Annotated in this window: 16 protein-coding genes; 2 read left to right on the top strand and 14 right to left on the bottom strand. The window is 32.1% G+C overall.

The window, feature by feature from the left end:
• Window positions 1-117: 117 nt before the first annotated feature.
• Window positions 118-1,125 (top strand): hypothetical protein, encoded by a 1,008-nt coding sequence (locus JOC75_RS00940; RefSeq protein ID WP_204952265.1) that lies wholly within the window; start codon window positions 118-120, stop codon window positions 1,123-1,125.
• Window positions 1,126-1,241: 116 nt separating this feature from the next.
• Here the strand turns inward: JOC75_RS00940 and JOC75_RS00935 are convergent, their stop codons facing one another.
• From JOC75_RS00935 to JOC75_RS00880, 12 genes are all read right to left on the bottom strand, one after another.
• On the bottom strand, window positions 1,242-3,305 hold the full coding sequence (locus tag JOC75_RS00935; RefSeq protein WP_204952263.1) for a heavy metal translocating P-type ATPase: 2,064 nt from the start codon (window positions 3,303-3,305) through the stop codon (window positions 1,242-1,244).
• 114 nt (window positions 3,306-3,419) lie between these two features.
• Window positions 3,420-3,743, bottom strand: coding sequence for an ArsR/SmtB family transcription factor (locus JOC75_RS00930; protein WP_204952262.1), 324 nt, complete (start codon window positions 3,741-3,743; stop codon window positions 3,420-3,422).
• A gap of 227 nt (window positions 3,744-3,970) precedes the next feature.
• Complete coding sequence (locus tag JOC75_RS00925; RefSeq protein ID WP_204952260.1) at window positions 3,971-4,672, bottom strand: ZIP family metal transporter; 702 nt, start codon at window positions 4,670-4,672, stop codon at window positions 3,971-3,973.
• A gap of 99 nt (window positions 4,673-4,771) precedes the next feature.
• Window positions 4,772-7,003, bottom strand: coding sequence for an AAA domain-containing protein (locus JOC75_RS00920; protein WP_204952259.1), 2,232 nt, complete (start codon window positions 7,001-7,003; stop codon window positions 4,772-4,774).
• Between the two features lie 415 nt (window positions 7,004-7,418).
• Window positions 7,419-7,787, bottom strand: a complete 369-nt coding sequence (locus tag JOC75_RS00915) for a hypothetical protein (protein WP_204952258.1) — start codon at window positions 7,785-7,787, stop codon at window positions 7,419-7,421.
• 258 nt (window positions 7,788-8,045) lie between these two features.
• Window positions 8,046-8,837: an HAD family hydrolase gene (locus JOC75_RS00910; RefSeq protein WP_204952257.1), complete on the bottom strand. Its 792-nt coding sequence runs from the start codon at window positions 8,835-8,837 to the stop codon at window positions 8,046-8,048.
• 247 nt (window positions 8,838-9,084) lie between these two features.
• A complete protein-coding gene (locus tag JOC75_RS00905) occupies window positions 9,085-10,125 on the bottom strand; it encodes a LacI family DNA-binding transcriptional regulator (RefSeq protein WP_204952256.1) in 1,041 nt (346 codons plus the stop codon).
• 77 nt (window positions 10,126-10,202) lie between these two features.
• Complete coding sequence (locus JOC75_RS00900; protein WP_204952255.1) at window positions 10,203-11,021, bottom strand: Cof-type HAD-IIB family hydrolase; 819 nt, start codon at window positions 11,019-11,021, stop codon at window positions 10,203-10,205.
• Between the two features lie 386 nt (window positions 11,022-11,407).
• Entirely contained in the window at window positions 11,408-12,349 is a 942-nt protein-coding gene (locus JOC75_RS24315) for a VanW family protein (RefSeq protein ID WP_204952254.1), read from the bottom strand.
• A gap of 273 nt (window positions 12,350-12,622) precedes the next feature.
• Window positions 12,623-13,693 carry a branched-chain amino acid aminotransferase gene (locus JOC75_RS00890; protein ID WP_204952253.1) on the bottom strand — a complete coding sequence of 357 codons (1,071 nt, stop codon included), beginning with the start codon at window positions 13,691-13,693 and terminating at the stop codon, window positions 12,623-12,625.
• A 626-nt stretch (window positions 13,694-14,319) separates the two neighbouring features.
• A complete protein-coding gene (locus JOC75_RS00885; protein ID WP_204953458.1) occupies window positions 14,320-16,344 on the bottom strand; it encodes a choice-of-anchor I family protein in 2,025 nt (674 codons plus the stop codon).
• A gap of 302 nt (window positions 16,345-16,646) precedes the next feature.
• Entirely contained in the window at window positions 16,647-17,813 is a 1,167-nt protein-coding gene (locus JOC75_RS00880; protein ID WP_204952252.1) for an LL-diaminopimelate aminotransferase, read from the bottom strand.
• A 386-nt stretch (window positions 17,814-18,199) separates the two neighbouring features.
• Here JOC75_RS00880 and JOC75_RS00875 point away from each other — a divergent pair, with 386 nt between their 5' ends.
• Complete coding sequence (locus tag JOC75_RS00875) at window positions 18,200-19,687, top strand: RQC-minor-2 family DNA-binding protein (RefSeq protein WP_204952250.1); 1,488 nt, start codon at window positions 18,200-18,202, stop codon at window positions 19,685-19,687.
• Between the two features lie 226 nt (window positions 19,688-19,913).
• Here JOC75_RS00875 and JOC75_RS00870 read toward each other — a convergent pair whose 3' ends face one another.
• Together JOC75_RS00870 and JOC75_RS00865 are read right to left on the bottom strand one after the other, a co-directional pair.
• Entirely contained in the window at window positions 19,914-20,561 is a 648-nt protein-coding gene (locus tag JOC75_RS00870) for a DsbA family protein (protein WP_204952249.1), read from the bottom strand.
• Between the two features lie 107 nt (window positions 20,562-20,668).
• On the bottom strand, window positions 20,669-21,805 hold the full coding sequence (locus JOC75_RS00865) for an alcohol dehydrogenase catalytic domain-containing protein (protein ID WP_204952248.1): 1,137 nt from the start codon (window positions 21,803-21,805) through the stop codon (window positions 20,669-20,671).
• Window positions 21,806-21,815: the final 10 nt, after the last annotated feature.

The raw sequence follows: 21,815 nt of genomic DNA, 5'->3' as shown, positions 1-21,815 counted from the left end.
CATCATTACCTTTTGTTATTTATTAATTAATTGTATATACCTCCCTTTCTATCAGTAATATATTCCAATTACGATTTAAGATTTCCATGTTACTATGTAAACAAGGAAGTGACATGATTGAGAAAAATTCAATTGTATTTTATTATATTAGTAATATCTTTTCCCTTTCTTACTAGCTTTGAAACCAATCCTTATAACCCAAAATTACAAGCAATCTATCAATCACCAGAAGGCATTTTATTTAAAAGCTTTTCTACTCAATGGAATAAATCAAAATTGATAGACTTATATCATGAATTAGCAAAAAATAAACATGGAAACGAGCTAAAGTTATTAAGAGGAGTTGAGGTAATCGGAACAACCTTAGACGGTTCTTTGTCAAAGGGTAGCTATGATTACTTAAACAAAACAATAAAACTATATCAAGGCGATCATTATCAAGAACCATCTCAATATCAAGAAACGCTCTCTCACGAATATGGCCATCATTTTGCTTATCACTATTTCCCATCTCATCACTTTCCTCTTTCAAAATGGCAAAAAATTCGAAATCTAAATTTACTTGAACTTAGATGGGATGCATTTTGGAACTATCAAGATAAATACCACGCTATCTACCCGCAAGAAGTTTTTGCTGATGATTATGTATTATTATACGGAGCCACAAAAGAAGTTGACCCAAAAGATGTTGAAACAAATGAGGCCTTTTATTTGAGAACAGAGCACGAAAATCAGCAGATTTCAAATGTATTAGAAAATAGCTCTCTACACTCTCTATTAGAAGAGGAAACTGGGATTGAAATTGATCAAAGCCGTCTTTTGCACATGCCAAAATTCAACAATTATAAAAATACAGCATTAACCTTTAAGATTAAACCAAAAACAAATATGGCATACAGACTAAATCTTACGTTAAATGACTCTAAAGGAAACACTTTTAATTATGAATCCTATCAGATTCATAGAGACGAATCAGAAGGTGAATTAATATTTCATTTAGAAGATTTATTGAATGAAAACCTCTCAAATTATGAATGGCTTTCAGCTAGTATAGATGTAATAGATTTAGATACTTCCATAGGGTTTGAAACTGAGGAGTGGAAAATGGATATTGAGGATATTTGAACAATTATATACTATAAAAAAATACCTTAAGAGGTTTATCCACTTAAGGTATTTTTTATGTCATTTAAAATTATCTAGGTACTCTATATTTATTTACTTTAATATTCTTAAATGCTCTATTCCTTATCATAAAGAACCGTTAAGCTGATTAATGTCACAAGAATTGTAGCACCCATATCTGAAAGAATGGCAATCCATAGTGTTAATAAACCAGGAATTGTTAATAATAAGGCAATTAGCTTTAAGCCAAGTGCTAAAGTGATATTTAATTTAATGATAAAGTTTACTTTTTTAGCTGATTTAATTGCTGCTGGGAGTTTGGTAAGGTGATTTTGCATTAAAACAATATCAGCTGTTTCAATTGCACTATCTGTTCCCTTGCCCATTGCAATTCCAAGATCAGCCGTCACGAGTGCAGGTGCATCATTTATTCCATCACCAATCATTGCTACTTTATGTGTTTGAGCTATTTCTTTTATTTTCTCTACTTTTTCGTCTGGTAGTAAGCCAGCAAAATAAGATGTTATCCCAATTTTCTTTGCCACTTTTTGTGCAGTGCTTTCGTGATCACCAGTTAACATAATCGTTTGATTAATACCTACTGAACTAAGCCTTTGTATAACCTCTTTACTTTCTTCACGAATTTCATCAGATATACCCATGATGCCAAAGATTTTTTCTTTATTTGCTAAAATGACAAGTGTCATCCCTCTATCTTTGTATTTCTTAAGATCTTCTTTTACGATTTCATCGAATGTTGTTTTACTTACATGTGCTTCATTTCCGAGATAATAAGTATCTCCATTCATCTTAGCTACAATGCCACTTCCAGAGATAGTGTTTATTTCATCTGGCTCTATTAAAGACAAACCCTCAGCTTTTCTTAACACAGCTTTTGCAATTGGATGTGATGAAGATTTTTCAATTGATGCTGATAGTTGAAGAAATCTAGAATCATATGCAATATATTCTTCCACATAAGGCTCACCTTTTGTTAATGTACCTGTTTTATCAAAAGCAATCGTTGATATTTTCCCAAGCTGTTCTAAAAAAACACCACCTTTAATTAGAATTCCGTTTCGTGCGTTTTTAGTGATTCCAGAAACAATAGCAATTGGAGAAGCTAATACTAGTGCACATGGACAGCCTACGATTAAAACTGCTAATCCTTGATAAAACCAATCTCCCCAACTACCGTTGAATAGCAGTGGAGGAACAAACATAACAAATGCTGCTATAATCATAATTAACGGGGTGTAATATTTTGCAAACTTATTAATAAATAATTCTGTTGGTGTTTTTGTTTCTTGAGCTTCTTCCACAAGATGGAGAATTTTTGCCAATGATGAATCTTCATAGGCTTTCGTAATCGTAACTTTTAAAACACCCTCATTATTTATACTCCCCCCATAAACTGGTTCGGTTACGGACTTTTCTACTGGCATCGATTCTCCTGTAATTGCTGCTTCATTTACAGAACTTTTGCCTTCTTTGACTATTCCGTCAGAAGGGATTTTCTCACCGGAACGAACTAAAACAACGTCATTTTCTTTTAATAACGAAATTTTCACAATTCGCTCTTCACCATTTTCAATAACTGTTGCCTCTTTGGGTGCGATTTCAAGTAGCTTTTCCATTGACTTACGTGCCTTTTGCATTCCTAATCCTTCTAAATATTCATTTAGCCCAAAAAGGATAGCTACAAGAGCACCTTCCTTCCATTCTCCTATACTAAGTGCACCAATTAAAGCTATTGTCATAAGCGTTTCTATATTGAATTTGAACTTGATTAAATTTTTTAAGCCTTTAATAAAAGTCTGGTACCCACTTAATACTGTTGCTGCAAGAAATAAACCTATTGAGATGTATTCATTTATCCATTGCTCCAAAATGAATGCAGCAATGAAGAAAACTGTTGAGCTAGATAAGATCAAAATCCAATTGTTCCAACCATGATCATGAGTATGATTATCTCCATCTTCATAATCTTCCTCTATAAAAGCTCCATCTGAAGATAAAATCTTTTTCACTTTATTCATATCAACATCACTCTCGAGTCGAAGTTTTCCTGTATTATAGCTTAAGGAAGCTGTATCTCCTTGAGGCAACTTCTGAATCTCTTCTTGAAGCTCTCTCGTGCAATTCACACAAGTTAAGCCTTTTACTTTAAATTCATTCATATTGCTCAACTCCATATCTTAATGGCTTATGGCTGTTTTCATAAACTTTGTTGCTAATTAACATATTAAAGTGAAATTAACGACAATTTTCAACAGAATACAACCTTACCTAATTTAATGATGCTGTGCATGGTTTATTGTTTGTTGTAATACATCCATAACATGATTATCATCTGGAGAATAATATAATGTTGTCCCTTCTCTTCTATATTTAACCAGCCGTAAATTCTTTAAAAACCTTAACTGATGTGATACGGTTGATTGTAAAAGAGATAGCTTCTCTGCTATATCATTAACTGAATGCTCATTTTGCGATAATAAATATAAAATCCTAATTCTTGTAGGATCTCCCAATGCTTTAAATGTTTGTGAAACAATAAATAACGTCTCCTCATCAAGCTGTTCAAACTGAAAATCTTCATTTGTACCTTTAGTCAATGAGATACACCCCGTTCCTTAACAGTATATATTCCAATATGTATATATGTTCATATTATACTATTTATTTTATAAAAAAAATTAGCCGATGTCAAAGCTAATTGTTGATTTTTAACGATTATGAGAAATGTAATTTTGTTTTAAATAGAGGGAAACAATCTAGGAAAGCTCTCAAGAACTACTGCTATTGAGCTTTCACAAAGGAAAATTCTTGCCATAATTTAACCTCAGCCTATAAACAGTACTACTTGTATAATAAAAATACCAAATAAAGCACTAAGAAAATGAAGTGATTTAGAACCTACCTTTAAAGCAGGAAGTAATAATTCAATAAAAATTACGTATCCAAAAGTACTTATTGAGAAGCCTAATAAAACTTCTACTAAATGATTGTTTGTGATCGGAAATTGCAAACCAAAACTAACAACACCAAATAAACTTACACTTAGAAAAGCAAAAGAAATTATTATTACTTGTCTTGTTTTTATGAATGCTGAATAAGCAATTAACATTAATGACATCCCCTCAGGAATATGATGGAGAATGATAATATGTGATAAATGACCGCTACTATCAGCATGATTTCCTAACGCTAAACCAGAAGGAACATTATGAATTGTAATGGCTAAAAGTAGAAAATAGAAAGCAAGTTTACTATCTTTTATTTTCTTATCTAAAAAACAATGTACTGAAAAATCAAAACTATATATTAGCAGAAATCCGATTAAAATACCTAAGAGCACTGTTATATAATCATATTCTCCAAAGCTATGTGGTATTAATTCTAAAAAAAGAACTCCACCCAGAGCTCCTGCACAAAGAGAAGATATGTAATGAACACTACTTTTAAGCCATTTGGATATAAATACCCCAAGCAGTGCACCTATTAGTAATGAAATAAATACTGCTAGACAAAAAGAAAAACCCATACTTCTCCCCCCTAAACAAAACTCTACATAATATCTATACTAGATTTATGAATGATCTTGTTTGTTTAGTACAAGTTGAAAAGATAGGTTTATTTATTGTCACTTCAGTTGAGTTAAGAAATACTCACAAACTTTGTTAGACCCTAAACGAACACTTACATATGGTGGTTCTATATAATCAGCTATTTCAAAGAGTATACCTAACCACAAATACTTTTCATCAATTATAAGAAAAGGGAAATCATTTATTTTTTTGATGAACTTACTACCTTTTAAACTTGCTTCCTCTTCACTAGCCATAATCGTTAACAAAGTATATTTACTTTTACTTGAAACAAGATTAATCATTTCATCAGGTAATTTCTTATTAGCAGGAACACCAATTATAATCGACTTTTTTGCTGTTTCTATATCTCTTTTCAACAAATCAAGCTTTTTGGCATGCATCCATGTAACATTAGCGTGTTGATGTTTTATCCATGTACCTATTTCATTTGGTAATACTTCTTGATTATTCATTAATTGATGATCAACAAGCTGTCGAAGTGTTTTATTTTTAAACACCTTTGCTTTAATGAAATGTTGATCACTAAGATGAATAAACTTTCCTCGTGTTCTTGTGATAGCAACATTTATTAATCGCTCACTATCTTTCCCTACTAAAAGCATTCCTGGTCGGTCTTGCGGAAAACTGTCAACAGTATCAAATATCATCACATCACGTTCACTTCCTTGAAAACGATGTACTGTTGCTGAAATAATATCGGCATCAACTAACTCCACTGAATAAATTTCTTTTAAAAGTAATTCCATTAACATAGCTTGTGCTTTATAAGGTGTTATATAACCAATAGATCTTGCACCAGATAGATATGATTCATGAGTTAATTGAAATGATAAGAGAAGTTGCCATAGATTATATCTAGAATTTGTATCTTTATCACGAAGACAATGTTTACCTGTATAACTGCTATCCAATAGAACTGAGGCTCTATTAGGGAAAGGTGTTTTCTCAACGATTTCATTTCTTGCGGTCTTCACACTAGAATGGTCGCCAACAAGGGAATGATAAATATGTTTGTTTGTGAAGGCTGAAATTTTTGGATGCATTCTTCTTTGTTCTTTTAAGAGAAAGAGATTTGGATGCAGTTTTTCACCACTTAACAAGTCAACAACACCTGTTTTATGAAATATATCCTCTCTCAACCACTCATCAACAAGTGCGTTTCTTGCAGATGCAATAGGCGGAAGTTGTTTAAAATCACCACAAATAATCAACCTTTGTCCAAGTGAAGCAGCAAAAGCAATTTGTGGTATATAAGCCATACTTGCTTCATCTAAAATAACAACGTCATAACTTTTCTCATAAATGGTTGGATCATTTGCTGCTTTTGATAAGGTTGTTCCAATCATTTTAGCTTCATGAACAAATTCTATTTCTTTATAACGTATTTTTTCTAATATAGTAGCCAGTTCTCCTTCAATTGAAAGTAGTTTTTCTGTATCCCTATGACTATAGGATATCCCTAAATCGTTTTTTAGATCATTTTTCTCTTCTTGTAGTTTTTGCTTTTGCTGAGCTAATTCCGGATGCCTTTTTACTAAAAGCTCAGTTGTAGTTAAAGACACCTGTGAAACAATACTAGTTTGTGAGCCATACCTTAACAGATCACCTTCATGGAATCTCCCTTTTTTATCCACAAAACGAGATACTTCATTCATTAAAACATCCACAGCTTGATTACTTTGTGAAAGTATTAAAACAGATTGACCTTTAAAATATTTATTAGCAGCTACTCTTCCTAATGTATAAGTTTTTCCTGTCCCAGGTGGTCCCCAAACAAATGTGACTGAATTATACTTACTTCGTAACACAAGTTCATGCACATTGGATTTTATATTTTCTGTAGGATGATTCGTTTCATTAGAAGGATTCATAAGTCTTTTTATTCGAGAGCGTTTTTTCTTACTATCTTTTATTTCCTCTAATCTTTCGTGTAATTGATCTAAAAGTTCCCAAGGATCATGAGATAAAAATAATCCTGATTCTATAAACCCAAGGTATTGTTCAACAGCAATAACTACACTATTTCCTTCTGAGGATAAGATTCTTCCATTCACACTTAGTTTTTTTGCTTCCACTTTAATACTAGATCCAATCGGAATTCGTATTGGCTGAGTTGTTTCAAAATAATAAGTATAGGTTACATCTTGGTTCACTAACTGACCATTTTTCAATGAATATTTAACACTTCCATATTTCTTTAAATGTATGATTTCAGCTCTTAAAGCTTTTTGCCATATTTGAATATAAAATTTAGTAGAATGCATAAATTCAGCTTCCTTCTTTTACATGATACAAAATAGAATTCTTACATTTTTGTACAGTCTCATACTATAGCATGTTTAAGAATGATAATCTAGAATGATATCAGTTAAGTACTTGCTTCTACCTAAAAAAGTAATACATACCAAAAAAGTTGAAGCAATCAGCCCCAACTTCATCCTATTATCAGTTTTTAACGAATCAATTACAGCCTCTATTACTACTATCTCTTCAAAATTTCACTTTTACTAGTTGCTTGGTTAACACTTTTAATCCTGTTAGCAACTAACAATAATAGCGTCATTGAAGCAATTAACTGTTGTCATTACATTTCTTCAGATACGATACAGCTATCCTCCAACTCTTTAGCTACAATAATATTTAATGTGATTTAGATTTCTCAATTTCCCTGCTCTTTTCTTAGATAACCAAATCAGATGTTTTAGTTGTACATGTGCATTCTGTTAAGCTATAGCTCGTTACATGAAATCCGTTTTTTTGTAAAAAGCGAATACCTATATTTTTTTCTAGCTTAGTTGATGCAACAACATGCACATCCTTACTTGGAATTTCATGGTAATACCTTTTTAAATAAGCTATGGGAATAACAATTGTATTTGATGGTAATTGATTTGGGATATTATTGTAATCTCTAAAATCAATTACCTGCGAATGAACCTGGTTCTGATGAACATCTATACAAGGTACACTCTTTAGTGAAGAATTCCGTTTTATCAAAATCATGACAATAGCCAGTAAGAATATACCTACCAATGGATATACCAACATTGCTATCCCCTCCTAACATTTACTCAACTTTATACATACACACACTATACTCACACAAGTATGAACCTAAGTGAGTTTTTTTATCTAAATTCAATATATAGTGGTGGATGATGTTATTCAAGTAATTGAATCTGACCTTTGACTTTAATAAAATTAACATTGACATTCTAAGGACTATTTACCACAAGAAAAAACCAGACCATTAACTCTTAAAGAAGAAATAAGACTGGTTAATTTCTTTTTTTAAATTCAAATTACTTATTGTTCATTAAGTTTACTTAATAAAGGAAATAGTTCTTCTAGATGAGTAATTTCAAAATCAGGCTGTACTTCATTTCTTTCCCTGTTATGGCGATTAATCCAAACGGATTTCATCCCTAGCCTAGATGCACCTAGTATATCAGTCATTAAATTGTCACCGACCATAATTACTTCATCTTTCGTCACATTCATTTTTTCTAATGCATGCTCAAATATACTTACGTCAGGCTTACCTCTACCAAAAGCACCAGATATGATAATTTGTTCAAAGTACGGAACAAGTTCTGGTGTGATTTCTAATTTAATATTTTGCAATTCAGGTGAACCATTTGTTAATAAAAGAAGTCGGTATGAATTCTTTAAACGGTCTAGAACACTAAATGATTCTTCATAAACAAATGGAGAATTACGTCTTTGTCTTGGGAATTCTTCAGCCAGAAAAGCTCCATATTCTTCGTCGTCAATTCCACAAGCTCTTAGACCTTTCGTCCAAGCTTCTTTGCGGTATGTAGGAACGATCTTTTTCATTTTTTGAAAATCCTCAGTGTCATCATTAAAGTTCCCCCAAAGACCTTCAAATGGATTAATTCCAATCATTTGTGTAAATTCAAACGTTTCATAGGAAGAATATAATTCTCTTGCTTCTTTTCGAACTGCTTCCTCTAACTTTTCAGCTTCTATTTGATATTTCTTTTCAGCTAATTTACAAGTACTAACAAATGCTTCTTTTACACTTTTTTGGTCCCATAATAACGTATCATCTAGATCAAAGAAAATTGCTTTAATCAACAGTAATCCCCCTATAATAAATATTTACTAAGCATACAAATAGTAAAGCGCTGCATTATGTATACCACATTCTTCATCTACAATCTCATTCATATCATATTTCTTTTTAAACAATAGCTTACAGAGATTTCATTCATAAGTAAATAGAATTATCATAATTTACTGATTTCTATTTTTAAAGAAAAACCTGCTCAATCATTACCAGTTTTTGATATCAACGTATATAGGAACTAGACAAAGTATAACTTTATCTAGCTCTACCAGTTGATTCTCGTAAAATTAGTTCACAGGACAGTAATATTTTTTCAGCATTCTCTTTCTCCCTGCTCATTTGGTCAATCAATGAACGAACAGATCTTTTCCCCATTTGCTCTTTTGGCACATGAATTGTTGTTAATGTAGGGGACTGTAAATAAGAGTTGTCAATATTATCATAACCAGTAACAGATATCTGTTCCGGTATTTTCACTTCAAGCTCCTTTAATATATCTAGTACAAATAAAGCAATTGTATCATTAGCACATACAAGAGCAGTAGGTGATTTTTCTATCGTTTGTACTTCTGATATCAACCAATCTTTTATATTTTCACACATAGCAGTCAAATCTTCTCCCTCATTTAGGAGCTTTGAATTTTGATTAATTGATAGTCCATGATACTCAAGAGCAGAACGATATCCGAGCCATCGATCATAAAAACTACGCGAAAAGTAAGAATTCCCTACAAATTTTATGTGACGATGTCCTAAACCAATTAGATAACTTGTTAGCTTATAACTACTATCGTAATTATTTGCAAAGATTGTATCTGCATTAAACAACGGTTCCTCATAATCTATTAAAACAACAGGAACCTTCCATGTTTTAAATTCCAATAGCACTGATGTTGATAATTTACCAACACATATAATTCCCAAAAACACTTCAGAGTTAAAAACAGTTGAAAAGCGATCAGATTCAGTTACAATAACCATTCCTAAGCTAAATTCAGAAAGTTCACTAGAAATACCATCAATTATTTTACCCCAGTACATAGAATTTTGATATTGACTTTTTGGTAAGACAACAAGTACATTTTGTTGAGATATTTTTAATTGATGTTCAGTAATTGTCTGATTTGAAGAAAATAGTTGACCATTGTTATTGTAGCCAAGTTGCTTTGCTGTTTCTAACACCTTTATTCTTGTCTCTTCTTTAACACCACTTTTACCAGCTAAAGCTCTTGAAACAACATATTTTGATACTCCAAGATAATCTGCAATATGTTGGATTGTAATTTTCTTCCCCATCTAACCACCTCATGCTTGCGTACGAAACAAGAAAATGAATAATATGAAAAAGATCTCAACTCACCTTCTTGCTCAATTTATACCGTTAGTTTTTTTGACAAAATGAATTTTTCTACTACTTTCGCCACACCATCATTCATATTTGTATCCGTAACAAAATTAGCGATTGCTTTTATATCATCAGGTGCATTTCCCATAGCAACACCTAATCCAGCAAATTCAATCATCGAAAGATCATTATAACTATCACCAATAGCAATAACTTCTTCTCTTTTAATCTGACAAGTTTTAATTAGTTGATCTAAGCTAGTTCCTTTTGTTACACCTTTTTCAGTAAACTCTAAGAAAAATGGTTTAGACCGCATAATACTATAATCGTCTAATTCCTTTTGAAGCTTCTCTTCAACTAGTTTTAATTTATCTGGATGATCTACCATTAAAGCTTTTACAACAGGCTCATTTACTTCTTTTACAAATGAATTTACAAGCTTGATAGGAAGTCCTGTTAATTCTGATTCAATTGTTGTATAAGGGTTTTCATCCTCGGTAATAATCTCATCACCAACATAGGTATGAATAAATACCCCTTCACGGCGACTAATACTAAATAGTTGATGAATAGATTCAGGTGTTAATGTACTACTAAACATTTCTTCGTTTGTACGGCAATTGATGATTTTCCCACCATTAAAAGAAAGAATAAAACTCCCGAATTCATCCAATGCAAGCTCTTTAGCAATATGCTTCATCCCATAAGTAGGGCGACCTGAAGCAAGAACAACCTTTACACCATTATTTTGAGCATTCATTAATGCCTCTTTTGTTCGAATAGAAATTGTATGATCATCGCGAAGCAATGTATCATCTAAATCTAATACAATCATTTTATAATCCATTTATACGTCCCCTTTAAACAATCAATATCTTTCTATCCTACTATAAATTTAGAGATGATGGGAGACTAATCAATGTTTCCTGAAAAAAATCTTTTTTTAATGTAGGCTATGTTAAAGGTTATTGTTGATTGGAGGTGGATATATGAGACTTTTGCTAAGAGAACCGTGTCAAAGGGAGACCCTACAGGCGCGCAGCTTACGCGGCTGCTCCCGGACCTAGGAAGAATTGCCCTTATTCTTCCCTAGGAAAAAACGAACTGCATTTTGTTCCCCGGGAAAGCGAATGCCTTTAAGGAAAATCAACAACAAAGTTTAACAGAGCCTAAATATAAAAAAAGTTTATTGTCTTATACCAATGACAATAAACTTAAGAAAAGAAAATAGGTTCATATTCTGTTTACAGAATTCTTTGCAGCAGTTACTTGAACTTCGATTGTTCCTGATGCTTTGTTAACATAAGTTTTAATCATAACAGGATAATCTTTACTATTTATAAACTTAAAATCAGGACCATTCCAAGAAACTGTCGCATCTCTACCTGCAGGAACATAACCAATTGATCTTGAATGTGAATGATGTTCAATAATTTCAAGTCCTGCATGATCTACTGCATTAAATAAAGTAGATGAAGTTTGGCAAATTCCACCACCTATTCCTTCAACAAACTCTTTATCTACTATCTCCATTGCCTTTTGATATCCTCTTGCAGTTGTTCTTTCACCAACAACTAAATTAAAATAAAATCGATCTCCTGGTCCTAGTACTATTTGGTCAATGGCATTAGCAGACAAAGAAATATTTTCGGTTCTGCCTGTCACGCCTGGATTAAAAGATGTTTTATAGCTACCAATAACAACCTCATCAATCAATTTAACAGCTTCTTCTGTTACGTTTGGATTTGTAATTTCTAATGGTATATCAAGCTCTTTATCCAGTGCCTTCACATTTCTTAACATTGTCACTAATTTCTCTTCATCAAGAATAATTCGGCTTATACCAGCTGTTAACTTACCGTTACTATCTACTTTACTTGGAACCATCGGTCGATCAAGTTTCAAAGCTAAGTCTGATGCAACTTTTTTTAGCTGTTCATTGTATTCTTCATCATTAACAGGATCTAAAGTAGGAACAATAGAATAAAGTACTTCTTTCGATTCTGGATGAACTAAATTAATAGTAAACTCCATCTCTTTGTTTGTAACCTGTGATGTGTGCGTAGGTACGCTCCTTACTTTTAATGGTTCATTTTGATTACCACTTACAGCACTAACCCCACTACAACCTGTAGCAAACATTAATAATAAAATTGTAGAAACATATTTTTTCACCATATTCTCACCCACATTTCTCACTATATTAGTTACCTTAAGGATTGACTATAATAACATTTAGCAAGTTTATATATATTCAAAATTAATTAAAATATCCTATAATGTTATTTATTCCCATTAATTTTCATGAGATTTTTTAAAAGTTCAGGTCAATCGTTAAGTCTTTAACAGTAAGACGAAAAAATTGGAAAAAATTTCAAATTACTTTTAACAATGAAGAAATAAAAAAAATAAAAAAGCAAGACTACATGTAGCCTTGCTAAAAAAGAGTTATTTTACTTCTGTTACCCAATTAAAAATGTCTTTATGTGTACCTTTTTGAATACCTGTTAACGTGTCATACAATTTCTTAGAAATTTCTCCTGTTTCACCATTATTTATGATGATTTTCTCATCGTTATAATAAAATTCACCAATTGGAGAAATAACCGCTGCGGTTCCTGTACCAAATGCTTCCTCCAATAATCCTTGTTTATAAGCTTGATATACCTCTTCCATTGATAGCTTTCTTTCTGAAACCACCATTCCCCAATGTGAAAGCATTTTTAAAATAGAGTTTCTGGTTACACCTTCTAGAATACTTCCATTAAGCTCTGGAGTAATTACTTCACCATTAATTTTGAAAAAGATATTCATACTTCCAACTTCTTCAATATATTTCTTTTCCACTCCATCTAGCCATAATACTTGAGAATAGCCTTTTTTAGAAGCTTCCTCTTGAGCTTTTAAACTTGAAGCATAGTTACCGCCTGTCTTTGCTTTACCTGTTCCACCAGCAACTGCACGAACATATTGATTTTCAACCAAAATCTTAACTGGGTGAATACCCTCTTTATAATAAGAGCCCACCGGTGATAGAATGATCATAAACCGATAAAATTTAGAAGGAGCAACACCTAAATAATATTCTGTTGGGATGATAAATGGTCGAATATATAGTGATGTCCCTTCAGCTGTAGGAATCCAATCTTTATCAATAGCTACAAGTTGTTTTAATGCTTCAATAACAAAATCTCCATCAATTTGTGGTATACAAAGACGTTCATTTGATAAATTCAACCTTTGCATATTTTTCTCTGGTCTAAATAATAAAACTTTATCATCTTCTGTTCGATAAGCCTTCAAGCCCTCAAATACAGTTTGCCCATAATGGAAAACCATTGATGATGGATTTAATGATATTGGCTCATATGGGGTAATACGAGCATCATGCCACCCTTTAGTTGGACTGTAATCCATAACAAACATATGGTCAGTAAATACTCTGCCGAATTCCAATTGACCTGATTCAGGTTTTTCTTTTTTTGTTTCGCTCAACGTGATATCAATTTTTGTTGTCATCTCTAACTCTCCCACCTATAAATTTAAAGAAGTTACATCTAAGAGTAACCTCTGAAGCATATAAACAATAGAAATTTTGTCATTGAACTATATTTACCTATTTTATAACTATAAGGAAGTAGTTAACAACTGTTTTTCGACAAAAGATTCAAAATAATCTATAAAAATATTATTTTCATATAGGATCCCTATGATTCCAGTGGATTTTACAAGGTTTTTTCAATAAACATGGGTTAATTTAACAAATATATTTTGCTAATTTAACATTAGCTTTACCATTTTCTATCTTAGGGAGATTACCTGTTTATCTTACTGATTTTTATTAACATTTTCAGAATTAATGACTAAATATATACGAATTATCACTACAAATTACAATAAGTTTCTTTTGTATAAGGCTCTGTTAAACTTTGTTGTTGATTTCCGTTACAGGCATTCGCTTTCCGCGGGCGGTCCGGGATCCTCCTCGGCGCGAGCGCCTGTGGGGTCTCCCTTTGACACGCTTCTCTAAGCAGGAGTCTCATATATTCACTTCCAATCAACAATGTGCTAAAAATCAACATTAACCTTTAACATAGCCTAGTATAAAAAAAGCATCGATCATTTAATCGATGCTTTCATCAGTATTATTGTACTTTTACTTTTCGAAATACTAATAACCCAATCATAGTAAACATTACACCTAGAAAAATTAAGTTATAGTTTGCTGAAGCAGTATTAGGTAATTTATGACTATCTAATGAAGCATTTTTTGGGGATTCATTGTTTTCTTGTCCATTAACATTCTCAACCTTTTTCTTTTCCTGCTCTTTTACTCCTTCTGGTGACTCCTTACCACTGTTTGTTTTTTCAGGAATCAAAACCTCAGCTTCTTCTTTTGGTTGCTCCACACCATCATCACCTGGAACAGGATCTTTTATTTCCACGGGATCTTCATCAGGTGTACCAGGTGTATTACCATCTCCTGGTTTTTCTACTTCAATTCCAATCTGATATGCAGCAATTGTTCCAGAAATTTCATGTGCTGCAAGTAAAAGATTTTGTCCAGTTGGACTATCTTCGGCAGAAACAAACGTTAAACCTTCAGGGGCAACATCTCCACTAGAAGATGTAACTTCTTCTTCCTCATTAAACACTCGACTAGAGAAATATTTTGTAAATGTAGGGGCACTAGGATTATCAACATTGTAAATCATAATCCCACCAACACGCTCTAATCCGATAAAAGCGTAATTTTGTCCTTGTACCTTTCCGACTATAACTGATTCTGGTTCTGGACCTTTATCATCACTCCGAGAATCAAAGCTATTTTCATCGTTATTAGAGTTAAAGTAGTTTTCCCCATAGACCTTTTGTGTTATATCTTCAAAATCTGATCCACTATCATACGTTTGTTCTAAGCTATCTCCATTCCAAATAGAAAAAGAGCGTGCTCCATATGCATATATTGCTTCATATTTACCATTTTCATTTTTCGGAGCTGAAGTTGTTGAATTTAATCTTCCTAATTGGTTATCTTTAAACAAACCGTCTTCTACTAATTTATTTAATTCCTCTTGTGTGTAACCTTCATATAAACTAGCATTTAATTCATATGAATCTTTTAGGTCCTTAACTCTTTGTTCTTCAGAAAAACCATCATAATCTTGAGCATCACCTTCATTAGCAGATAATATATATGTTTGTCCATCTACTTTATAAAAAGAAAGTCCATCTGGTTGATACATGGATAATACAGGCCAATTTCTAATAGATATACTATCATCCTTATTCGATGCATCCATTTTGTTTTTTTCTATAGAATAATCTTTAAAGCCAAGACTTTTTACAGAAATAATTTGCTTTTTTTGTAAATCTAGTTTAGCAATTGCATTATTTTCTTGCAATGCTACATATGCATACTTATTTTCTTCATCAACTACAATATACTCAGGCTCTAGTTCTTCAGAATATGTATTATCATTATTCACTTTTCTAACATTACTATCTATAACATCATCCGTGAATTTTATTGTTGTTACATGTTCATTTGTTACAGAGTTTATTTCTCCAGTTAGATCAATAATACTAACCGTACCCTCAGGGTTTATCGAGTAATCATCATTAGGTTCACCTTCATTAGCTACTAATATTTTTGTACCATCAGAGGTAAATGTAAGCATATCAGGAAGAGCCCCAACTTCTACATGGGAAAGATAATCTCCATTCTTTGTTAGAAAAACTACATGACCATGATCTACTTTATTCTCTGCAGGCGCAGTAATTGCTATATATTGACCCTCAGGATGAATGGCAACACTCGTTACATCAGATGCTGAGACACCAAGATCTGATAAAGTGATTTGTCTGACTAAAGGTATATCCTGTTTTCCATCCTTTAATCCGTTCAAATCTAGAATATCTACAGCTTTAGCTGCACCATTTACAGAAAATGCATACTTATTAATAGAATCATAGGCAACAATTTCTGTTCCACCCTCACCGATTTTTGCTCCACTTTTATATTGTCCTACGAATTCAACATGAAGCTGTTCTCCTGCTTCACTATCATACTTTGTTAATAAACCTGTTGCTTGAGTTGAATTAGCTGAAAGCAATACAACAAATGATGCTGCAGTAACAATTACCTTTGAAACAATACTTTTTAACATGATGATTAAATCCCCCTACTATATTTTTATACACATGATAATTTTAGTAGAGTCCTATAAAGATTAAATGTCATTTTTGTAATTTTTTTGTTAATTTCACCATTATTCGTCAAAATATGGTTAGAGAGGGGAATTTTGTAGTTTTTTATATTAAGGTTTCATACGGAGAAATATGTCTATACTCTATTTCAGGGGTAAAACATACTAATAAAAATTAAGAACTGCTAAACATAAGTATTTAAGCTAATATAGGCCCGAATTATTAGACTAATTCGGGTCTTTATTAGGTATTCAATAGAATATTAAAAGATAGTAGATTTCTGAATATTATCAATTGCCTTAGTTAATTTCTCATTATTTTGCACAAGAGCGATTCTTACAAAACCTTCACCATGTGGTCCGAAAGCGTGACCTGGTGTAACAACAACACCCGCTTTATCAATAAGAGCATAAGTAAAATCTAATGAGTTCCAGCCCCTTGGAATTTCCGCCCAAAGAAACATACCTGCTTCTGGTTTTCCAATAGCCCAACCTAGTTCATTTAATCCATCAACAAGTGTATTTCTTCTTAATTCATAAATATCACGACTTTTTTGACAAAATTCCTCCCCATCTCTTAACGCATGTATGGCAGCTTTTTGCACAGGTAAGAAAACTCCATAATCTAAATTACTTTTTAGTTGGCTCATCGCTTTTACAATTTCGGCGTTTCCAGCCAAATAACCAATTCTAGTACCAGCTAAATTGTAATTCTTTGAAAACGATGACATTTCTACTCCAATATCCTTCGCACCTTCTATTGATAAAAAACTAATTGGCTTTTTCCCTTCATAATAGAGCTCACTGTAGGCAAAATCATGAAGTACAAGAATATTGTATTTTTTAGCAAACTCTACTACTTCTTTAAAATAGTCACTGCTAGCTAAAGCTGGAACTGGGTTACCAGGAAAATTCAAAATCATCAGCTTTGCTTCCTTTGCAATTCCCACTGGGATACTAGAAAGATTTGGCAAAAATTGTTCTTCTTTTTTTAGCGGCATAAAATAAGGTTTTGCTCCTGCCATTGCTATGCCGGCTGCATAAGCGGTATACCCTGGATCAGGCACTAAAATCAAATCACCAGGATTAGCAAACACTAAAGGAAAATGGACAAGACCATCTTGGGACCCCATCATTAATAACACTTCTGATTTTTCTTGAAGCTGAACATTGTAGTTTCTTTTATAAAATGCTACAACTTCTTGATTAAATTCGGCAGTACCAGTTAAGGAGTATCCATACTGATCCTCTCTTTTTACCTCTTCCGATAATATTGATGTTATAAAATCAGGAGGTGGTAAATCCGGACTACCAATACTTAAATCAATGATATCTTCACCTTTTGCAATTTTTTTATTTTTATAGTGAGAGAGCTCTGTAAATATCGATGGTTTAAAGAAATCCATCCGTTCTGATAATGTTATTTTCATCTATATCCCCCCCCTTTATTTCCCAAGTAAAATATATTTATATAATTTATTTTTTTCTGAAAATAAGTGTATCATATTTTATTCTCATTTTTGAAGATACCCTTATATATTATTGTCGAATAAAAGAAGCTTAGGAATTCTTTATAAAGAACGCGCATGAACAGATGTAAATGTAAATTGTCGACAAGTGAAATATGATATGTTTTTTGTTGTTTTTTGACATATTTTCTGATAATTATAAAATAAAGTCTATATATACAAGCTTAACCTCATTTGCTTTTAATTAAATTTCCGTAAAAGAGCCTTAACTAAAAACACCTTTAAATTTTCATTAGCTTATAAATCTAACTATAATGAAAAATATCATAAAAAAGGTAGGAATAAATGTGAGCCTTAAAAATCATTATTATTATTTTCAAGAATATCCAAATATCGTATTAATTCCACTTGGGAAAAAAAATAAAAAAATTAGATCGATTGGACATAAAACAGATAAATCAATACTCAACAGGTTAAATGATGCTCTTTCGAGGATGACTTTATCTATTGATGAAAGAAAAAATCTACATTACTTTTTACAAATCAAACATGAAGTCTTTTTACCAGTAATGATGAATAAAGATGAAAAAGTAGAAACAAAAATCATCAACCCAGATTTCCTCCTTTGGAAATCTTTTTCTCCTAATCATGGTATACCCTATCAAAAGGAATCATTTTATGAAGAGGATATCTCCAAACTATCAAATGACGAATTAATAATTTTTTTAAAAAAGGTAATAGCAGAATATTTGTTTTGTGCAGAGCTCAGCAAGAAATCAGAAAACCAATGGATACAAATAATGAAAAAAGCTTATAATCAGCATCCTTTTGTTCAGCTTTATCTTAAAAAGCAAGAAATTGTTGATTCTGTAGAAATAGCTAATCGCTCCCCTCTTCTGTCTGTTCTTTCTCCACCAGAAGATGTTTCATATTGGAGACAGCGTGTCGAAATCGTTCTTTGGCCTTATCGAAAACTACCTTTGTGGTGTGAACACGATAAATCATTAACTGTTTTATCCTCAAAAAAGTTACTAAAATGTGATTGTTCATTTTGTCAGAAAGAGTATCATTATTGTCTTAAAGAAGATAAGTATTTATTAAATGAAAACCCCAATATGGACCAAGCAATCAAGCGGATTTCAACAATAGAAAATCAGTTTAATGAAATCATTGAGAAAAACATCAAACTAGTAAATAGTTTAGAATTTCTCGTATATATAAAAAAGAATATAGATATATCGAAAATAGTAAGGTTAGTCAATCAAATTGGTCATCTACCATTTAATATAACAATAGAAAATCAGTTTGCTATGAATTTAATAAAGGAGCTTTCTCAAATTAATGTTCCTTTAAGCCGTCCAGCTTCTAGCTTACTTTGGATAAGCCAATTTCATATACCTACTATTGCTTTACTAAAAACATTTAACAACTATTCCTTTGATGAGATTAGCGAAAGCATCAAATCTTTACAAAAAGAACTTGTGCATGTGCTTCGACATTTTGATATCAAGCCTAATGAAACGCTTATTATAATAAAAAAAAATCATCTTACCTATTTTATGGTCGCAAGAATTTTAAAGGGAATTATTTCGTTGGAGAATCTTTCTTTCCACGTAATTGCACAAATCCTGAAAGGGAGAACTTCATATTCTCTTCGTGAACAAAAACTAGATCAACATTTCTTATTTGGTTTTCTAGAAAAGTGGGAAGAAAAAGATATCCATAAATTATTAAAAACACTAGAGAAAGAATTGTGGATTACAAAACATAGTACAGGTTTTATTGTCTCTGATAAAGGAGCCTCTTTAATAGATAAACTTGAAGATGATAGTTAATATTTGAGCTTAAGATCATTTTTGCTTTGCTTTAAAATACTTGAAGGCAGCAGTAATTTTACAGTCTAGTTAAACAAAAATTAATTATTTATTCAATAAAACTATACTTTAGCAACAATTTGCAAAAAAAGGTATGAACTAAATTGTCCATACCCTCTTTTTTTCTATTTTTTTGTCAATTTTTGCGCTTTCCCGAGAAATAATAGTTGATTTTATAAAGTAATTTTTAACAACCGTCAATTCCACACGACATACCTTCTCCAAAGAATTGTAAGCTAGTAGGCTTTAGCTCTTGATTAATAATTTCTTCGAACTCCTCTTTAGACCTTACACCTGCTACCATTTGATTTCCTATTATAAATGTAGGTACAGCTTGAATATTCACTTCGTTAATAGCTTTTTTTAATTCTTGTTGGTGCTTTTCTTTATACTTTCTTGTCTTCAATGCTTTATTAAACTCTTCTCCATTTAAACCTAATTCAATTGCTAATTTTGTTAGTACTTCAATTTCACCGATATTTTGTTCTTCTTGGAAAAATGCACTTAGTATTCGCTCATTATATTCAATTGCTTTTCCATTTTCTTTCGCATATTGATATCCTTCAAAAGCTAAATGAGTATATGGTTGTGGAGATATTTTAGGCAATACCATTGACATTCCCATTTCTTTTGCCATAGGATAAACAGATTGTTTCCAAATTGATTGTAAATAAGTTTCTTCTGGTTTTAACGTTTCATTAGGATAAGGTCTTAACTCATATGGCATCCACTCAGCTTCTACATCCTTACCTTTGATTGCTTCATCAAAAGGCTTTTTAGCTATTAAACAAAAAGGACAAACATAATCACTATATACTTTTATTTTTAGCGTCACTTCTATCAACCCCTTGACTTACCTTATAGATTATTGAATTATATTATATAAGGTACAAGTTGATCATACCTAACGTTTTGCTTTGGATTTACATTAGGGTTAAATTACTATGGCTTTAAAATAATTTTTAAGCAATTTTCTTTACGACGATTAAAAATCCGATAAGCATGTTCAGCTTCTGTAAGAGGAAATGAATGTGTGATAATATCCTTTGTATTTAGCTGCTGCTTTTGCAATAAGTTATATAATAACGGCACATTATGAACAGCAGGTGCAAGTCCCATTTTGATGGTAATATTTCTGGCGAAAAAATCTCCTAATGGAAATTGATTATATCTTAAGCCATAAATACCGACCAATTGAATAGTTCCTCCTATTTTAACAACTTGACTAGCGAACTCTATTGTCCCAAGTGCTCCACCTTGAAGTTGAAGCGCTGTTTCGAGCATTTCTATTGCTGTCATTTTACCACTCATACCAACACAATCAATTACTATATCTGCTCCGCCATTTGTTATATCTCTTATAACATCAGAAAGTAAATCTTCTTGATCTATGTTATATCCTTCGGTTTTATTCCACCTAATTGAATGTTCAATTCGATAAGGAATACGATCAACAGCAATAACTCTCTTGGCCCCATATAACCATGCTAGCTTTTGTGTTAACAAACCAATAGGACCACAGCCTATTACGATAACTGTATCACCTTTTTTCATTCCTGATTGTGTAATTCCCCAATAAGCTGTGGGTAGAGCATCAGTTAATAGAAGTAATTCTTCATCGGTTATTGTATTATGAGCTGGTACAACATAAGGAGTAAAATTGGCAAAGGGCACTCTGACATATTCTGCTTGACTGCCACTATAGTCACCGTATAATCTTGAGCACCCATAGCAAGCACCTATTTCTCCTTCTACATTTGCAACCATACACTGACTTTCTAAATAATTTTTACAATTATCACAAACACCACAAGCTATATTGTAAGGAATCACTACTTTATCACCTTTACTTACTTTTGAAACACCTTCTCCAATTTCATGAACAATTCCTATTGCTTCATGACCAATAATCGATCCTTTTTGTAAGCTTGGAATCATTCCATGGTAAAAGTGAAGATCTGATCCACAAATTGAAGAATGAGTTATTTTTACAATAATATCATCCGAATTCTTTATTATAGGTTCTGAAACATCCTTTACTTTGACATCCATGAATCCTTGGTATGTGACAGCCTTCATTCCTTTACCC

Origin of the sequence: Metabacillus crassostreae (genome assembly GCF_016908395.1) — a bacterium.
In the GTDB taxonomy this organism is placed as follows: Bacteria; Bacillota; Bacilli; order Bacillales; family Bacillaceae; genus Metabacillus; species Metabacillus crassostreae.
This window is presented reverse-complemented; position numbering and strand designations above follow the sequence as displayed.

Bases quoted from the DNA above. Each gene is read 5' to 3' on its own strand.
- JOC75_RS00890 (WP_204952253.1), bottom strand. From the start codon at position 13,693: ATGACAACAAAAATTGATATCACGTTGAGCGAAACAAAAAAAGAAAAA.
- JOC75_RS00880 (WP_204952252.1), bottom strand. From the start codon at position 17,813: ATGAAAATAACATTATCAGAACGGATGGATTTCTTTAAACCATCGATA.
- JOC75_RS00905 (WP_204952256.1), bottom strand. From the start codon at position 10,125: ATGGGGAAGAAAATTACAATCCAACATATTGCAGATTATCTTGGAGTA.
- JOC75_RS00925 (WP_204952260.1), bottom strand. From the start codon at position 4,672: ATGGGTTTTTCTTTTTGTCTAGCAGTATTTATTTCATTACTAATAGGT.
- JOC75_RS00920 (WP_204952259.1), bottom strand. From the start codon at position 7,003: ATGCATTCTACTAAATTTTATATTCAAATATGGCAAAAAGCTTTAAGA.
- JOC75_RS00915 (WP_204952258.1), bottom strand. From the start codon at position 7,787: ATGTTGGTATATCCATTGGTAGGTATATTCTTACTGGCTATTGTCATG.
- JOC75_RS00885 (WP_204953458.1), bottom strand. From the start codon at position 16,344: ATGTTAAAAAGTATTGTTTCAAAGGTAATTGTTACTGCAGCATCATTT.
- JOC75_RS00865 (WP_204952248.1), bottom strand. From the start codon at position 21,805: ATGAAGGCTGTCACATACCAAGGATTCATGGATGTCAAAGTAAAGGAT.
- JOC75_RS00935 (WP_204952263.1), bottom strand. From the start codon at position 3,305: ATGAATGAATTTAAAGTAAAAGGCTTAACTTGTGTGAATTGCACGAGA.
- JOC75_RS00900 (WP_204952255.1), bottom strand. From the start codon at position 11,021: ATGGATTATAAAATGATTGTATTAGATTTAGATGATACATTGCTTCGC.